The sequence below is a fragment of the Burkholderia territorii genome, assembly GCF_902833055.1.
Taxonomy (GTDB): Bacteria; Pseudomonadota; Gammaproteobacteria; order Burkholderiales; family Burkholderiaceae; genus Burkholderia; species Burkholderia territorii.
Window position 1 is genome coordinate 451,793 of sequence record NZ_CADFEJ010000001.1, and the last position, 15,019, is coordinate 466,811.

At 70.4% G+C, this 15,019-nt stretch carries 15 protein-coding genes; all 15 read left to right on the top strand.

Features of this window, described 5'->3' with window-relative positions; genetic code table 11:
* Window positions 1-6: 6 nt before the first annotated feature.
* The 15 genes from HW466_RS01995 to HW466_RS02065 all read left to right on the top strand — a co-directional run bounded on the left by HW466_RS01995 (window position 7) and on the right by HW466_RS02065 (window position 14,978).
* Window positions 7-900, top strand: a complete 894-nt coding sequence (locus tag HW466_RS01995; protein ID WP_151004535.1) for a CoA transferase subunit A — start codon at window positions 7-9, stop codon at window positions 898-900.
* 10 nt (window positions 901-910) lie between these two features.
* The gene (locus HW466_RS02000) at window positions 911-1,708 is read left to right on the top strand and encodes a CoA-transferase subunit beta (RefSeq protein WP_151004533.1); all 798 of its coding nucleotides are present in this window, start codon (window positions 911-913) and stop codon (window positions 1,706-1,708) included.
* Window positions 1,709-1,716: 8 nt separating this feature from the next.
* Window positions 1,717-2,643, top strand: a complete 927-nt coding sequence (locus tag HW466_RS02005) for an enoyl-CoA hydratase (RefSeq protein WP_060022239.1) — start codon at window positions 1,717-1,719, stop codon at window positions 2,641-2,643.
* Window positions 2,640-3,728, top strand: a complete 1,089-nt coding sequence (locus HW466_RS02010) for an NAD(P)H-dependent flavin oxidoreductase (RefSeq protein WP_174905367.1) — start codon at window positions 2,640-2,642, stop codon at window positions 3,726-3,728. The genes HW466_RS02005 and HW466_RS02010 overlap by 4 nt, the downstream gene beginning before the upstream one ends.
* Window positions 3,729-3,751: 23 nt before the next feature.
* Window positions 3,752-4,555, top strand: coding sequence for an enoyl-CoA hydratase family protein (locus HW466_RS02015; RefSeq protein ID WP_151006618.1), 804 nt, complete (start codon window positions 3,752-3,754; stop codon window positions 4,553-4,555).
* Complete coding sequence (locus HW466_RS02020; RefSeq protein WP_059507505.1) at window positions 4,552-5,721, top strand: acyl-CoA dehydrogenase family protein; 1,170 nt, start codon at window positions 4,552-4,554, stop codon at window positions 5,719-5,721. Before HW466_RS02015 ends, HW466_RS02020 begins: the two co-directional genes overlap by 4 nt.
* A gap of 35 nt (window positions 5,722-5,756) precedes the next feature.
* Window positions 5,757-6,824: an acyl-CoA dehydrogenase family protein gene (locus HW466_RS02025; RefSeq protein ID WP_174905368.1), complete on the top strand. Its 1,068-nt coding sequence runs from the start codon at window positions 5,757-5,759 to the stop codon at window positions 6,822-6,824.
* Complete coding sequence (locus tag HW466_RS02030) at window positions 6,824-7,975, top strand: acetyl-CoA C-acetyltransferase (RefSeq protein WP_059507503.1); 1,152 nt, start codon at window positions 6,824-6,826, stop codon at window positions 7,973-7,975. Before HW466_RS02025 ends, HW466_RS02030 begins: the two co-directional genes overlap by 1 nt.
* Window positions 7,976-8,016: 41 nt before the next feature.
* On the top strand, window positions 8,017-8,895 hold the full coding sequence (locus tag HW466_RS02035; protein ID WP_151006804.1) for an SDR family oxidoreductase: 879 nt from the start codon (window positions 8,017-8,019) through the stop codon (window positions 8,893-8,895).
* A 3-nt stretch (window positions 8,896-8,898) separates the two neighbouring features.
* On the top strand, window positions 8,899-10,140 hold the full coding sequence (locus HW466_RS02040; protein ID WP_174905369.1) for an acyl-CoA dehydrogenase family protein: 1,242 nt from the start codon (window positions 8,899-8,901) through the stop codon (window positions 10,138-10,140).
* On the top strand, window positions 10,137-11,339 hold the full coding sequence (locus tag HW466_RS02045; RefSeq protein WP_151006620.1) for an acyl-CoA dehydrogenase family protein: 1,203 nt from the start codon (window positions 10,137-10,139) through the stop codon (window positions 11,337-11,339). Before HW466_RS02040 ends, HW466_RS02045 begins: the two co-directional genes overlap by 4 nt.
* A complete protein-coding gene (locus tag HW466_RS02050) occupies window positions 11,336-12,136 on the top strand; it encodes an SDR family oxidoreductase (RefSeq protein WP_060347342.1) in 801 nt (266 codons plus the stop codon). Before HW466_RS02045 ends, HW466_RS02050 begins: the two co-directional genes overlap by 4 nt.
* Entirely contained in the window at window positions 12,136-12,621 is a 486-nt protein-coding gene (locus tag HW466_RS02055; RefSeq protein ID WP_059451269.1) for a MaoC family dehydratase, read from the top strand. Before HW466_RS02050 ends, HW466_RS02055 begins: the two co-directional genes overlap by 1 nt.
* A 23-nt stretch (window positions 12,622-12,644) precedes the next feature.
* Entirely contained in the window at window positions 12,645-13,850 is a 1,206-nt protein-coding gene (locus HW466_RS02060) for an acetyl-CoA C-acyltransferase (RefSeq protein ID WP_174905370.1), read from the top strand.
* Between the two features lie 168 nt (window positions 13,851-14,018).
* Complete coding sequence (locus HW466_RS02065) at window positions 14,019-14,978, top strand: WD40/YVTN/BNR-like repeat-containing protein (RefSeq protein ID WP_174905371.1); 960 nt, start codon at window positions 14,019-14,021, stop codon at window positions 14,976-14,978.
* Window positions 14,979-15,019 lie beyond the last annotated feature (41 nt).

Below are 15,019 nucleotides of genomic sequence, written 5' to 3' on the forward strand. Positions count from 1 at the left end.
AGCACGATGACGATGAAACTTCTCGACAAGACGATGTCCGCGCGCGACGTGGTCGCGCAACTCGCCGACGGCATGACGATCGGCATCGGCGGATGGGGGCCGCGGCGCAAGCCGATGGCGCTGGTGCGCGAGATCGCGCGCTCGAACCTGAAGGACCTGACGGTCGTCGCCTACGGCGGCGCCGACGTCGGCCTGCTGTGCGCGGCGGGCAAGGTGCGCAAGGTGGTGTTCGGCTTCGTGTCGCTGGACGTGATCCCGCTCGAACCGCATTTCCGGCGCGCCCGCGAGCAGGGCCGCATCGACGTGCTGGAACTCGACGAAGGCATGTTGCAGCTCGGCCTGCGCGCGGCCGCCGCGCGCCTGCCGTTCCTGCCGACACGCGCCGGGCTCGGCACCGCGCTGCTCGATCACGCGCCGCAATTGCGTACGGTCAGGTCTCCGTACGACGACGGCGAGACGCTGCTCGCGATGCCGGCGCTCGAACTCGACGTCGCGCTGCTGCACGTGAACGCGGCCGACCGGATGGGCAACACGCGCATCGACGGCCCCGATCCATTCTTCGACGCGTGGATGGCGCGCGCCGCGCAGCGCTGCTACGTGTCGGCGGAATCGGTCGATGCGTCGCTCGCGACCGAAGACCTCGATGCCGCGAAACGCAATCCGTTCGAGCGCTCGCTCGTCACCGGCGTCGTGCATGCGCCGGGCGGCGCGCACCCGACGTCGTGCGGGCCCGCTTACGGCTGGGACTTGCCGCACCTGCGCGCGTACTGCGCGAGCGCGGAAGACGATGCGAAGACGGCGGCGTACCTGCGCGACGTGGTCGGCCGGGACGAACGCCAGTATCTCGAAGGCGTCGGCGGCCTGTCGCACGTGACGACGCTGCCGTTGCCGATTCTGTAAAGGAGCGCCTGTGAGCGAATCTCTCGACCATTCCCTCGCGGAACTGATGATCGTCGCGTCCGCGCGACTCTGGCGCGACGACGGCGAAGTGCTGGCGACCGGTATCGGCACGGGCCCGCGGCTCGCGGCCGGTCTTGCGCGGCTCGCGTACAACAACGGCCTGATGCTGACCGACGGCGAGGCGTATCTCGTCGAGGAGCCGGTCCCGCTCGGGCCGCGCCCCGACGGCTATCGCGTGAAGGCGAGCGGCTGGATGACCTACGAGCGCGTGTTCGACTGCCTGTGGCACGGCCGCCGCCACGCGCTGGTGATGCCGACGCAGATCGACCGCTTCGGCCAGGCGAACATCTCGTGGCTCGGCGACGACTATGCGCGGCCCAAGACGCAACTGCTCGGCGCACGCGGCTTCCCCGGCAACTCGACGAACCATGCGAATTCGTTCTTCATCAGCGGCCACGGCAAGCGCACGTTCGTCGAAGGCGAAGTCGACATGGTCTGCACGGTCGGCTACAACCCGGCGCGCCGGCTGCCCGGCATGAAGACCTTCGTCGATCTGCGCAGCATCGTCACCGATCTCTGCGTGATGGATTTCGGCGGCCCCGACCATGCGATCCGCGTGCGCTCGCTGCATCCGGGCGTGAGCTTCGACGAGGTGCAGGACGCGACCGGATTCCCGCTGGTTGCCGCGCCGGAGCTCGGCACGACGGCTCCGCCGAGCGCGGAAGACCTGCGCATCGTGCGTGCGCTCGACCCTCACAACCTGCGCGCGACGATCGTGCGCAACAATCCGGCGCCGCGCCGCGGATGAGGTCCGACATGGAAGCGACCCAGATGGCGTTCGGCGACGGTGTCGTCGACTATGTGGTCGAGGACGGCATCGCGACGATCACGATGAACCGTCCCGAGTATCACAACGCGCAGAACTCGAAGATGACGTATGCGCTCGACGCGGCGTTCCGGCGCGCGTCGCATGACGACGCAGTGAAGGCGATCGTGCTCGCGGGCAACGGCAAGCATTTCTCGGCGGGCCACGACATCGGCACGCCCGGCCGCGACATTCACGAGTCGTTCGAGCGCGCGTCGATGTGGTACGACCACGTCGACAAGGAGGGCGGCGAATTCCTCTATGCGCGCGAACAGGAGGTGTATCTCGGGATGTGCCGGCGCTGGCGCGACCTGCCGAAGCCGACCATCGCGATGGTGCACGGGGCATGCATCGCGGGCGGGCTGATGCTCGCGTGGGTATGCGACCTGATCGTCGCGTCGGAAGACGCGTTCTTCGCGGATCCGGTCGTGCGGATGGGGATTCCGGGCGTCGAGTATTTTGCGCATGCATACGAGCTGAACCCGCGCATCGCGAAGGAATTCCTGTTCCTCGGCGAGCGGATGCCGGCCGAGCGCGCGTACCAGATGGGCATGGTCAACCGCGTGGTGCCGCGCGAGCGGCTGCGCGACGCGACTTACGCGATCGCCGCGAAGATCGCGACGATGCCGCGGCTCGGCCTCGCGCTGACCAAGCAGGCGCTGAACCACGTCGAGGAACTGCAGGGCAAGCGCGCGGCGATGGACGCGGCATTCGCATGGCATCACTTCGCGCACGCGCACAACGAGCTCGTCAGCGGCGACCGCCTCGGCGGCTACGACGCGCGCAAGATGGCCAGCTCGCAGCGCCGCCCGGAGCAGACGGACGACGAAGGGCGCGCCGCTGCGGCAGCGGCGGCCGTCAACGGAGCGGCCGCATGAGCACGACGCTGCATACGCCGTTGTGCGACCTGCTCGGCTGCCGCTACCCGATCGTGCAGACCGCGATGGGCTGGGTGGCCGACGCGCGCCTCGTCGCGGCGACCGCCAACGCCGGCGGCTTCGGCTTCCTGGCCGGCGCGACGCTCGAACCGGAGCAGCTCGAGGCCGAGATCCTGAAGGTGAAGTCGCTGACCGACAAGCCATTCGGCATCAACTTCCACATGTTCCAGAAGAACGCCGCGCAGGTGGTCGATCTCGCGATCGCGCACCGGCTGCGCGCGGTGAGCTACGGCCGCGGGCCGGACGCGAAGACGATCCGCCGCTTCAAGGACGCCGGCATCGTCTGCATGCCGACCGTCGGCGCGCCGAAGCACGCGGCGAAGGCGGTCGAGCTCGGCGCGGACATCGTGACCGTGCAGGGCGCGGAAGGCGGCGGCCACACCGGCTCGGTCCCGACCACGCTGCTGTTGCCGCAGGTGCTCGACGCGGTGCGCGTGCCGGTCGTCGCGGCCGGCGGCTTCTTCGACGGGCGCGGGCTGGCCGCCGCGCTCGCGTACGGCGCCGCCGGCATCGCGATGGGCACGCGCTTCCTGATGAGCGCCGAATCGCCGGTGCCGCGCGCGACGCTCGACCGGTACGTCGCGGTCGGCGACCCGGCGCGGATCCGTGTGTCGGATGCGCTCGACGGGCTGCCGCAACGGATGATCGACAACCCGTATCTGCTGAAGCTCGAGCGCTTCGGCCCGCTGCGCCGCACGCTGTTCGCGCTGAAGACGGCAGAAGCGTGGCGCCGTCGGAGCGGGCTGCGTACGACCGACATGCTGCGCCTCGCGATCAAGGCGCTGCGCTCGCACGACTACACGGCGAGCCAGACGCTGATGGCCGCGAACGCGCCGTTCCTGATCCAGCGCGCGATCGTCGAAGGGCGGCCGGACGACGGCGTGCTGCCGAGCGGTCAGGCGGCCGCGATGATCGGCGCGATCGAATCGTGCGACGCGCTGATCGCGCGGATCGTCGCGCAAGCGAGCGAGCGGCTCGACGCGCTGGCCGCGTTGCGCGGCGTGGCGGCGACCGACGCGGCCTGAAGGACATCACAGGGAGGCAGGAGATGACTACATCCAAACAACCGGGCGGCGCGATGCCGTTCCGGATCGAGCGCGCCGACGGCATCGCCGAACTGGTGATCGACCATCCGCCCGTAAACGCGCTCGACGCGCACGGCTGGCACGCGCTCGCACGCGCGCTCGATGCGCTCGGCGAGGACGACGACGTGCGCGTGATCGTCGTGCGCGGCGAAGGCCGCGGCTTCTGCGCGGGCGTCGACATCAAGGAGCTGGCCGCGCATCCGGAGCGGATCGTGTCGGTCAACGCGGGCAACTACGAGACCTTTCGCGCGGTGCACCGTAATCCGAAGCCGGTGATCGCGGCCGTGCACGGCTTCGTGCTCGGCGGCGGAATCGGCATCTGCGGCGCGGCGGATATCGTCGTCGCGGCCGACTGCGCACGCTTCGGCGTGCCGGAGATCGATCGCGGCGCGATGGGGGGCGGCGCGCATCTGCAACGACTGTTCGGGGTGCAGAAGGTCCGCGCGATGTACTTCACCGGCGAGATGATCGACGCGGCCGAAGCATATCGGCTCGGGGCGCTCGAGCAGGTCGTCGCGCGCGACGCGCTGCGCGACGCGGCGCTCGCGATCGCCCGCAGGATCGCGGAAAAGAGTCCCGCGATGGTGCGGCTCGCGAAGGAGGCGCTGAACGGCGTCGAGGACGGAGATCTGGAGGACAAGTACCGCTGGGAGCAGGGCTTCACGCTGCAGGCGTACATGACTAACGATTCGACGGAGGCGCGCGCCGCATTCGTCGAGAAGCGCGACGCGCGGTTCGACGCGCAAGCCGAGGAGGCACGCGCATGAACCTGACCTATACGCCGCAACAGCAGGCGTTCCGCGCGGAAATCCGCGAATGGCTCGCCGCGCACGTGCCGCGCGAGCGGCTGCCGAGCTTCGACACCGAGGAAGGCTTCGCCGCGCACCGCGAATGGGAGCGCACGCTGCATTCGGGCCGCTGGAGCATGGTCACGTGGCCGCGCGAGCTGGGCGGGCGCGGTTGCGACCTGATCGAGTGGCTGATCTTCGAGGAGGAGTATTGGCGCGCCGACGCACCGATGCGCGTGAACCAGAACGGCATCTTCCTGCTCGGTCCGACGTTGATGGATTTCGGTACTCCTCAGCAGAAGGCGCGCTTCCTGCCGGCGATGGCGGCGGGCGAGCATGTGTGGGCGCAGGGCTGGTCGGAGCCGAACGCGGGCTCGGACATGGCCGCGATCCGCACGAGCGCGATCCGCATCGGCGACGAATACGTGCTCAACGGCCAGAAGATCTGGTCGACGCGCGCGGTGTGGGCCGACTGGCTGTTCGGGCTGTTCCGCAGCGATCCCGAATCGTCGCGTCACCACGGGCTCACGTTCCTGATGGTGCCGCTGTCCGCGCCGGGCATCACCGTGCGGCCGATCCGCCAGTTGAACGGACAGACGGGCTTCGCGGAAATCTTCTTCGACGACGTGCGCGTGCCGGTCGAAAACCGCCTGGCCGCCGAAGGCGCGGGCTGGCAGGTCGCGATGGCCACGGCCGGCTTCGAGCGCGGGTTGATGCTGCGTTCGCCCGCGCGCTTCCAGCGCACCGCGCAGGCGCTGCGCGACCTGTATCTCGCGCACCGCGACAGCGCGGATCGCGACCCGACGCTGCGAGAACGCGTGGTGTCGGCATGGATGGACGCTCAGGCATACGCGCTGTCGACCTACGCGACCGCGAGCCGGCTGCTCAAGGGCGGCCATATCGGCGCGGAGTCGAGCACCAACAAGGTGTTCTGGTCGGAGCTCGACCTGCGCATGCACCAGACCGCGCTCGACATTCTCGGCGCGCACGGCGAGGTCGTCCCGCAGACGGCCGCGCAGCATGCGACGCTCGGTCATTGGCTCGACGGCTTCCTGTTCGCGCAGGCCGGCCCGATCTACGCGGGCACCAACGAGATCCAGCGCAACATCGTCGCCGAACGGATGCTCGGCATGCCGCGCGCGTGAGCGTGCCGACGCCCCCCTCACTGAACGGACATCGTATGGATTTCGTATTCGATGAAGACCAGGAAGCGCTCGCGGACAGCGTGAAGCGCCTGCTGATGACCGAGATGACCCCGGAGCTGATCCGCGAGCTGTGGGCCACGCCGACGGGCCGCTCCGACGCGTTGTGGTCGCTGTTCGCGTCGCAGGGGCTGACCGCCGTGTCGGTGCCCGATGCGCACGGCGGCCTCGGCCTGACCGAAGTGGAATGGGCGCTGCTCGCGCAGACCTACGGCTACTTCGGCAGCCCCGAGCCGTTGCTCGACACGGCGCTCGTGTCGGCCGGCGTGCTCGCGCGGCTGCCGGCCAGCGACTGGCGCGACGCGCTGCTGCGCGACATCGCCGAAGGGCGCGCGCGTGTCGCGCTCGTCCATCCGGTCAACCCGTATGCGGCCGACGTGCACGTCGCGCGGACGCTGCTGTGCGCGCACCGCGGCGAGCTGCACCGGGTCGACCCCGCGCAGTGCGCATGGCGCGCGGTCGACAGCGTCGATCCATCGCGGCGCCTGTTCACGCTCGACTGGGAGCCGTCGGCGGCCACGCGCATCGCGAGCGCCGACGACGCCGCGCCGCTGCTCGATCGCGCGCTCGACCACGGTGCGTTCGCGGTCGCGGCGCAACTGCTCGGTCTCACGCAGCGCGTGCTCGACGTCGCGATCGACTACAGCGCGCAACGCAAGCAGTTCGGCAAGGCGATCGGCTCGTACCAGGCGCTCAAGCACCTGCTCGCCGACGTCGCGATCCGCTACGAGTTCGCGCGGCCGGTGGTCGCGCGCGCCGCGCAGGCGATCGCCGACGATCACCCGCGGCGCGCGGTGCTGGTGTCGCACGCGAAGCTCGCGGCGACCGCCGCCGCGCAACTGGCCGCGCGTCACGCGATGCAGGTGCACGGCGCGATCGGCTACACGTGGGAGCTCGACCTGCAGATCTTCATGAAGCGGATCTGGGCGCTCTCCGGCAGCTGGGGCGACAACGCATTCCACAAGGCCCGCGTGGCCGACGCGATCCTCGGCGATGCATTGCCGATCGGTCCCGCGCAGACCTTCGACTTCGAGGAAACACATTGATGAAACAAGCCTATATCGTCGACGCGCTGCGCACGCCGACCGGCCGCCGCAAGGGCGGGCTCGCCCACGTGCATGCGGCGGACCTCGGCGGCTTCGTGCTGAAGACGCTCGTCGAACGCAATGCGATTCCGGCCGACGAATACGACGACGTCGTGTTCGGCTGCGTCGACACGATCGGCCCGCTCGCCGGCAACATCGCGCGCACGTGCTGGCTCGCGGCCGGGCTGCCGCTGCAGGTGCCGGGCGTGACGGTCGACCGGCAGTGCGGCTCGTCGCAGCAGGCCGTGCATTTTGCCGCGCAGGCCGTGATGAGCGGCGTGCAGGACGTCGTGGTCGCGGGCGGCGTGCAGACGATGACGCAGATCCCGATCTCGTCCGCGATGACGAGCGCGGCGCCGCTCGGCTTCGACGACCCGTTCTCGGGCAGCGCCGGCTGGCGCGCGCGCTTCGGCGACGCGCCGGTGTCGCAGTTCGTCGCGGCACAGCGGATCGCCGATCACTGGAACCTGTCGCGCGATGCGATGGAGCGCTACGCGCTGGAAAGCCACCGGCGCGCGGTGGCGGCGATCGAGGCCGGCCATTTCAAGCGGGAAATCGTGCCGTTCGAAGGCGTGCTGCACGACGAGACGCCGCGCCCCGACACGTCGCTGGAAAAGATGGCGACGCTCGAGCCGCTGATGCCCGGCGGCTCGCTGACGGCCGCCGTCGCGAGCCAGACCTGCGATGCGGCCGCCGCGTTGCTGATCGTGTCGGAGGATGCGCTCAAGCGCTACGGGCTCACGCCGCGCGCGCGCATTCACCACCTGAGCGTGCTCGGCGACGATCCGCTGTGGATGCTCACCGCACCGATCCCGGCAACCCAGGCCGCATTGAAGAAGAGCGGGCTCGACTGGTCGCGGATCGACGTCGTCGAGATGAACGAGGCATTCGCGTCGGTCGCGCAGGCGTGGCTCGCGGACACGCGCTTCCCGCACGAAAGGACCAACCCGAACGGCGGCGGCATCGCGCTCGGCCATCCGCTTGGCGCGACGGGCGCACGGTTGATGACGACGCTGCTGCACGAGCTCGAACGCACCGGCGGTCGTTACGGATTGCAGACGATGTGCGAAGGCGGCGGCCTCGCGAACGTCACGATCATCGAGCGCCTGTGAGCGCGGCACTTTCACGATTCGTCGATCGAGGAGACACAAGCATGGGAATCTGTCACGGACGCACCGTGATCATCACCGGCGCGGGCGGCGGGCTCGGCCGCGAATACGCGCTCGCGTTCGCGGATGAAGGCGCGGCGGTCGTCGTCAACGACATCCGTCACGAGGCCGCACAGGCCGTGTGCGACGAGATCGCCCGACGCGGCGGGCGCGCGCTCGCGAATGCCGACGACATCACCCGGATCGACACCGCGCAGCGGATCGTCGATGCCGCGCGCGACGCGTTCGGCGACGTGCACGTGCTGGTCAACAACGCGGGCATCTGCCGCGACAAGATGTTCGCGCGCATGACCGAAACCGACTGGGACGACGTGATGCGCGTGCACCTGCGCGGTCATTTCTGCCTGTCGAACGTGCTGGCGCGAGCGTGGCGCGACGCCGCGAAGGCCGGCGCGCCGATCGACGCGCGCATCGTCAATACGAGCTCGGGCGCCGGGCTGCAAGGGTCGATCGGTCAGTCGAACTACGGCGCGGCGAAGGCCGGCATCGCGGCGCTCACGCTGATGCAGGCGGTCGAGCTGCAGCGTTACGGCGTGCGGGTGAACGCGCTCGCGCCGGCCGCGCGCACGTCGATGACCGAGAGCGTGTTCGCCGACATGATGAAGAAGCCCGAGGACGGCGGCTTCGACTATTTCGATCCGGCCAACGTCGCGCCGCTCGTCGTGTGGCTCGGCAGCGCGCTGTCGGCCGACGTGACGGGCCAGGTGTTCGAGGTCGCGGGCGGGATGATCGCGATTGCCGAAGGCTGGCGCACCGGCCCGAGCGTCGATCGCGGCGCGCGCTGGGAGCCGGCCGAGGTCGGCCCGGCGATTGCGCGGCTGCTCGCGGATGCGCGTCCCGCGCAGCGCGTGTACGGGAGCTGAAGCATGGATCTCGCGCTCACCGATGAACAGGCGATGATCCGCGACGCGGCTGCCGACGTGCTCGCCGAACGCAGCGCATCCGCCGACGTGCGCCGCGCGCTCGAGCAATCTGCCGGCCGCGATGACGCCTTGTGGGCCGCGCTCGCGGGCGAGCTCGGCTGGAACGCGCTCGCGCTGCCGGAAGCGGCGGGCGGCCTCGGGCTCGGCGCGGTCGAACAGACGCTGTTGATGGAGCAACTCGGCCGGCGCATCGCGTGCGTGCCGTATTTCCCGACCGCGTGCCTGGCCGCGACCGCGCTGGCGAGCTGCTCCGACGCGCCGCTCGCGGCCGGCTGGCTCGCGAAGATCGCCGAAGGTGCATGCAGCGCGACGCTGGCATTGCCGTTCGAGTTGCCGGCCGGCGCGGGGCGGCTGCCCGTCGCCGCCGAAGAAGCGGCGGGCGGCTACGCGCTGTCCGGCACGATCGAACAGGCGATCGACGGCGCGCGCGCCGACCTGCTGCTGATTCCCGCCCGGATCGCGAACGAAGGGCGGTCGATCGGCCTGTTCGCGATCGACGTTGCGACGGCGCCCGGCCTGCGCATCACGCCGCTCGACACGCTTGACGCGACGCGGCCGATCGCGCGCATCGTCCTCGACGAAATCCGCGTGAACCGCGAGGCACTGTTCGCCTGCGGCACCGTCGCCGCACAGGTGCTGGAGCGCGCCGCATGGTTCGCGGCGCTCGCGCTGGCCGCCGAACAGCTCGGCGGCGCGCAGCAATGTCTCGATCTGACGCTCGACTACACGGGCCAGCGCGTGCAGTTCGGCCGCGCGATCGCGTCGTTCCAGGCCGTCAAGCATCGCTGCGCGCAGATGATGGTGCTGATCGAATCCGCGCGCTCGGCGGTGCTCGGCGCCGCGCACGCATGGGATGCGCAAGCGGGCGGCGTGGCGCCGGGCGCTGCGCTGCGCGGCGACATCGCGGCCGCGAAGGCCGCCGCGAACGACGCATACGCGTTCTGCGCGCAGGAAGCGATTCAGTTGCACGGCGGTGTCGGCTTTACGTGGGAATACGACCCGCATCTCTATTTCAAGCGCGCGCAGGCGTCGCTCGCGCAGTTCGGCAGCACGCCGCAACTGCTCGAATGGATCGCACGCCATGCGATCGACAACGGCACGTCGCGGCACGACGCGGTACCGGCATCGCTGCATGCATCGATGGCCACGCGTCCATCCGCCGCGCGTACGGGAGCGCTCCAATGAACAGCGAAACACGCGAACAGCAATTGCGGCACGAAGTCGGCGACTGGGTGCGCTTGCACCTGACCGGCGACTTCGCGTGCCTGAAATACCGCGGCGGCCCCGGCGACGAGGAGGCGTTTCCGGAACTGCGCAAGGCGTGGGAACGGGAATTGGCGCAGGGCGGCTGGACCGGCCTCGGCTGGCCGACCGACGCAGGCGGCCGCGGCTTCACGGTCGCCGAGCAGGTGATCTTCCACGAGGAATACGCGCGCGCCGGCGGCCCGGGCCGGATGGGCCATATCGGCGAAGGGCTGCTCGGGCCGACGCTCGTCGCGTGCGGCACCGACGACCAGCGCGCGCGCTTCCTGCCCGGGATTCTCGCCGGCACGCAGTTCTGGTGCCAGGGCTACTCGGAGCCGGGTGCGGGCTCCGATCTCGCGAACGTGCGCACGCGTGCGGAGCGGGATGCCGACGGCGCCTGGCGCGTGCATGGCCAGAAGGTGTGGACGTCGCTCGCGCACGATTCCGACTGGATCTTCGTGCTCGCGCGTACCGATCCGGCGTCGACGGGCAACAAGGGGCTGTCGTTCCTGCTGATGCCGCTTGACCAGCCGGGTATCGAGATCCGCCCGATCCGGCAGCTCAACGGCGGCGCCGAATTCAACGAAGTGTTCTTCGACGGCGCGCGCGCGCAGGCACGCGACCTGGTCGGCGCGCCCGGCGACGGCTGGCGGATCGCGATGACGCTGCTCGGCTTCGAGCGCGGGATGTCGACGCTCGGCCAGCAGATGCAGTTCGTGCGTGAACTCGAATGGGTGATCGAGGCCGCGCGTGAATCGGGCGCCGATCGCGACCCGGTGCTGCGCCAGCGCATCGGCCGCGCGTGGGCCGGGCTGCGCGTGATGCGCTACAACGCGCTGCGGATGCTGTCCGGCGCGGACTACGCGAACGGCGGCGCCACCGCGCCGCTGCGACGCGAGGCGCTGATCTACAAGTATTTCTGGTCGAACTGGCACCGCGACCTCGGCCAGCTCGCGATGGATGCGCTCGGGCCGCGTGCGAACGTGATCGATCCGGGCGACGAAAAGCTCACCCATCTGCAGCGCGTGTTCCTGTTCTCCCGTGCGGACACGATCTACGCCGGCACCAACGAAATCCAGCTCAACATCATGGCCGAGCGCGGGCTCGGCATGCCCAGGGAACCACGAGGCACCGCATGACCGAACCCCAGATCCAGAAAGCGCCCGCGTACGTGCCGGGCCACCAGCTGCTCGCCGGCAAATCGGTGCTGATCACGGCCGCCGCGGGCGCCGGCATCGGCTTCGCGGCCGCGCGCCGCTGCGCGGAGGAAGGCTGCCGCGCGCTGTTCATCTCCGACATCCACGAGAAACGCCTCGAACAGGCAGTCCAGACGCTGCGCGCCGAAACGGGCCTGCAGCAGGTCTTCGGCCGCCTGTGCAACGTCGCGGCCGAGGACGACGTGCAGGCGCTCGTGGCCGACGCCCAGGACCGGCTCGACGGCGTCGACGTACTGATCAACAACGCCGGGCTCGGCGGCGCGCGACGCATCGTCGAAATGGACGATGCCGAATGGTCGCGGGTGATCGACATTAGCCTGACCGGGACGTTCCGGATGACGCGCGCGATGCTGCCGCACATGCAGGCCCGCGGCCGCGGCGCGATCGTCAACAACGCATCGGTGCTCGGCTGGCGTGCGCAGGCGGAACAGGCGCACTACGCGGCGGCGAAGGCGGGCGTGATGGCGCTCACGCGCTGCGCGGCGCTCGAGGCGTCGCCTTACGGCGTGCGCATCAACGCGGTCGCGCCGAGCATCGCGATGCACGATTTTCTGAAGAAGTCGGCCCCGGCCGACCTGTTGAATCAACTGGCGTCGCGCGAAGCCTTCGGGCGCGCCGCCGAAGTCTGGGAGGTCGCGAACGTGATGGTGTTCCTTGCAAGCGATTACGCGTCGTACATGACGGGCGAAGTGCTGTCGGTCAGCAGCCAGCACGCATGATGGAGACGACTCTCGACCCCGTGCGCGCGACGCCTCGCGTGTTCGCGCATCCCGGCGAACTCGCGGCGGCCGTCGGCGAAACGCTCGGCGCGAGCGCGTGGCTCACGATCGACCAGATCCGCATCGACGGTTTCGCCGACGCGACGGGCGATCACCAGTGGGTGCACGTCGATCCGATCCGCGCGAAGGACGGCCCGTTCGGCGCGTGCATCGCGCACGGCTACCTGACGCTGTCGCTCGTCAATCATTTCCTGCCACAGATCGTACGCATCGACGGCGCGCGGCTCGGCGTCAACTATGGCTGCGACAGGATCCGCTTCCCGGCCCCGGTGAAGGTCGGTGCACGCGTGCGCGGCGTCGGCGAGCTGCTCCGTGTCGAGCCGCTCGACGGCGGCGTGCAGGCGTGGATCCGCGTGACCGTCGAGATCGAAGGCGAAGGCAAGCCCGGCTGCGTTGCCGACACCATCAGCCGTTACACCTTCTAGATTCGGATTCGGAGAGCCACCTCATGGAAGACGCAGTCATCGTTTCCGTCGCCCGCACGCCGATCGGCAAGGCGTTTCGCGGCATGTTCAACGACACCGAGGCACCCGCGCTGGGCGGCCACGTCGTGCGCGCCGCGCTCGAACGCGCGGGCGTCGCGCCGGCCGACGTCGACGACGTGCTGATCGGCTGCGCCGCGCAGCAGGGCACGCAGGGCTACAACATCGGCCGCCTGTCGGCCGCGGCGGCCGGGCTGCCGGCATCGGTGCCCGGCATGTCGATCGACCGCATGTGTTCGTCGGGCCTGATGTCGATCGCGAGCGCGGCGCGCAGCATCGGCGCGGGCGATGCGCGGATCGTCGTCGCGGGCGGCGTCGAATCGATCTCGCTCACGCAGAACAAGCACAAGAACGGCTATCGCGCGCGTTCGCAGGCCGTGCTCGATCACCAGCCGGCCGCGTACATGGCGATGATGGAAACCGCCGAGATCGTGTCGCGCCGCTACGGGATCTCGCGCGCCGCGCAGGACGAATTCGCGCTGCAGAGCCACCAGCGCACGGCCGATGCGCAGGCGGCCGGCCGCTTCGACGCGGAAATCGCGCCGCTCGACGTGACGCGCGCGCTGTTCGACAAGGAAGGCAACCCGAGCGGCCACGAGGCCGTGCGCGCGGCGCGCGACGAAGGCGTGCGCGCCGATACGACGGCCGAGCGGCTCGCGGGTCTCAAGCCGTCGTGGAGCGGCGGCAAGGTCGTCGAGCAGGGCGAGTTCGTGACGGCCGGCAATGCGTCGCAGCTGTCGGACGGCGCGGCGGCGGTCGTCGTGATGTCGCGCGCCGAGGCCGCGCGTCGCGGGCTCGCGCCGCTCGGCACGTTCCGCGGGCTGGCCGTGGCCGGCTGCGAGCCCGACGAAATGGGCATCGGCCCGGTGTTCGCGATTCCGAAGCTGCTGGCGCGCTTCGGGATGACCGTGCGCGACGTCGGGCTGTGGGAGCTGAACGAGGCGTTCGCGTGCCAGGCGCTGTATTGCCGGGACACGCTTGGCATTCCAAATGAACGGCTGAACGTCGACGGCGGCGCGATCGCGCTCGGCCACCCGTTCGGGATGTCGGGCACGCGGATGACGATGCACGCGCTGCTCGAAGGCGCGCGCCGCGGCGTGCGGCATGCGGTCGTGACGATGTGCATCGGCGGCGGGATGGGTGCCGCCGCGTTGTTCGAGGTCGGCGCGTAACGGCATTCGACGCAGCCGCACCGGCAGCCGCACCGACAGCCCGGTTCGGCCGCCATCCATTCGGAACCATGCGAGGCCGCGGCAACGACCGGCGGCCCGGAGACTTGCAGCGGCAGGGCGCGCGCGTCGGCGCGGGCCCCGGCCGATTGCCAGGACAGGAGACAACCGATGAAACGTACCTTGCCAGGACTCGCGATGTCGGCGCTCGTGCTCGGCGCCGCGCTGTTCGCGTTTTCGCCGCGCCCGCTGCCGGCGTTCCCGGTCACCGCGATCCACGCGGACCGCCTGCAGATCAACGGGCTCGCCCGCGCCGGCGCGCGCGTCGTCGCGGTGGGCGAGCGCGGCGTGATCCTGCTGAGCGACGATGCGGGCCGCCGCTGGCGCCCGGCGTCGGTCACGCCCGATCAGGGCTCGACGCTCACGCAGGTGAGCTTCGTCACGCCGACGCTCGGCATCGCGGTCGGCCACGACGGCCGGATCGTGCGCAGCGACGATGCGGGCGTGCACTGGCGCGAGGTCCACGTCGACCACGCGCATTCCGATCCGCTGCTGTCCGTGTGGGGCAGCGCGAACGGCCCGCTGTTCGCGGCCGGCAGTTTCGGCCAGCTGCTGCGCTCGGACGATGCCGGGCTCACGTGGCAGCCGTTGAAGACCCAGGCCGGCGACCGCCACCTGAACGCGATCGTCGGCGACGGCCACGGCAACCTGCTGATCGCGGGCGAGAGCGGCACGCTGCTGCGCTCGACCGACGGCGGCGCCACCTGGGACAAGCTGCCGTCGCCGTATGCAGGCTCGCTGTTCGGCGCGCTGATGCTCGCCAACGGCGACTGGGTCGCGTACGGCATGCGCGGCAACGTGCTGCGCAGCACCGATCGCGGCGCGACCTGGACGCACGTCGACAGCCACGTGCCGGTGTCGTACTTCGGCGCGACGCAGCTCGCCGACGGCGAACTCGTGCTGGTCGGGCAGGGCGGCGCGATCGTCGCGTCGCGCGACGGCGACGTGACCTTCGACGTGCGCAAGCTCGGCGGCGTGCAGAGTCTCGCGGCCGTGCTCGACATGGGCCGCGGCGCGCTGCTGCTCGGCGGCGAGGCCGGCGTCGCGCCGCTCGCCGCGTCGCCGTCCTGATGCGCGGCGGCTGCGATTGCCGCCGCCCGTATCCGTTCGCC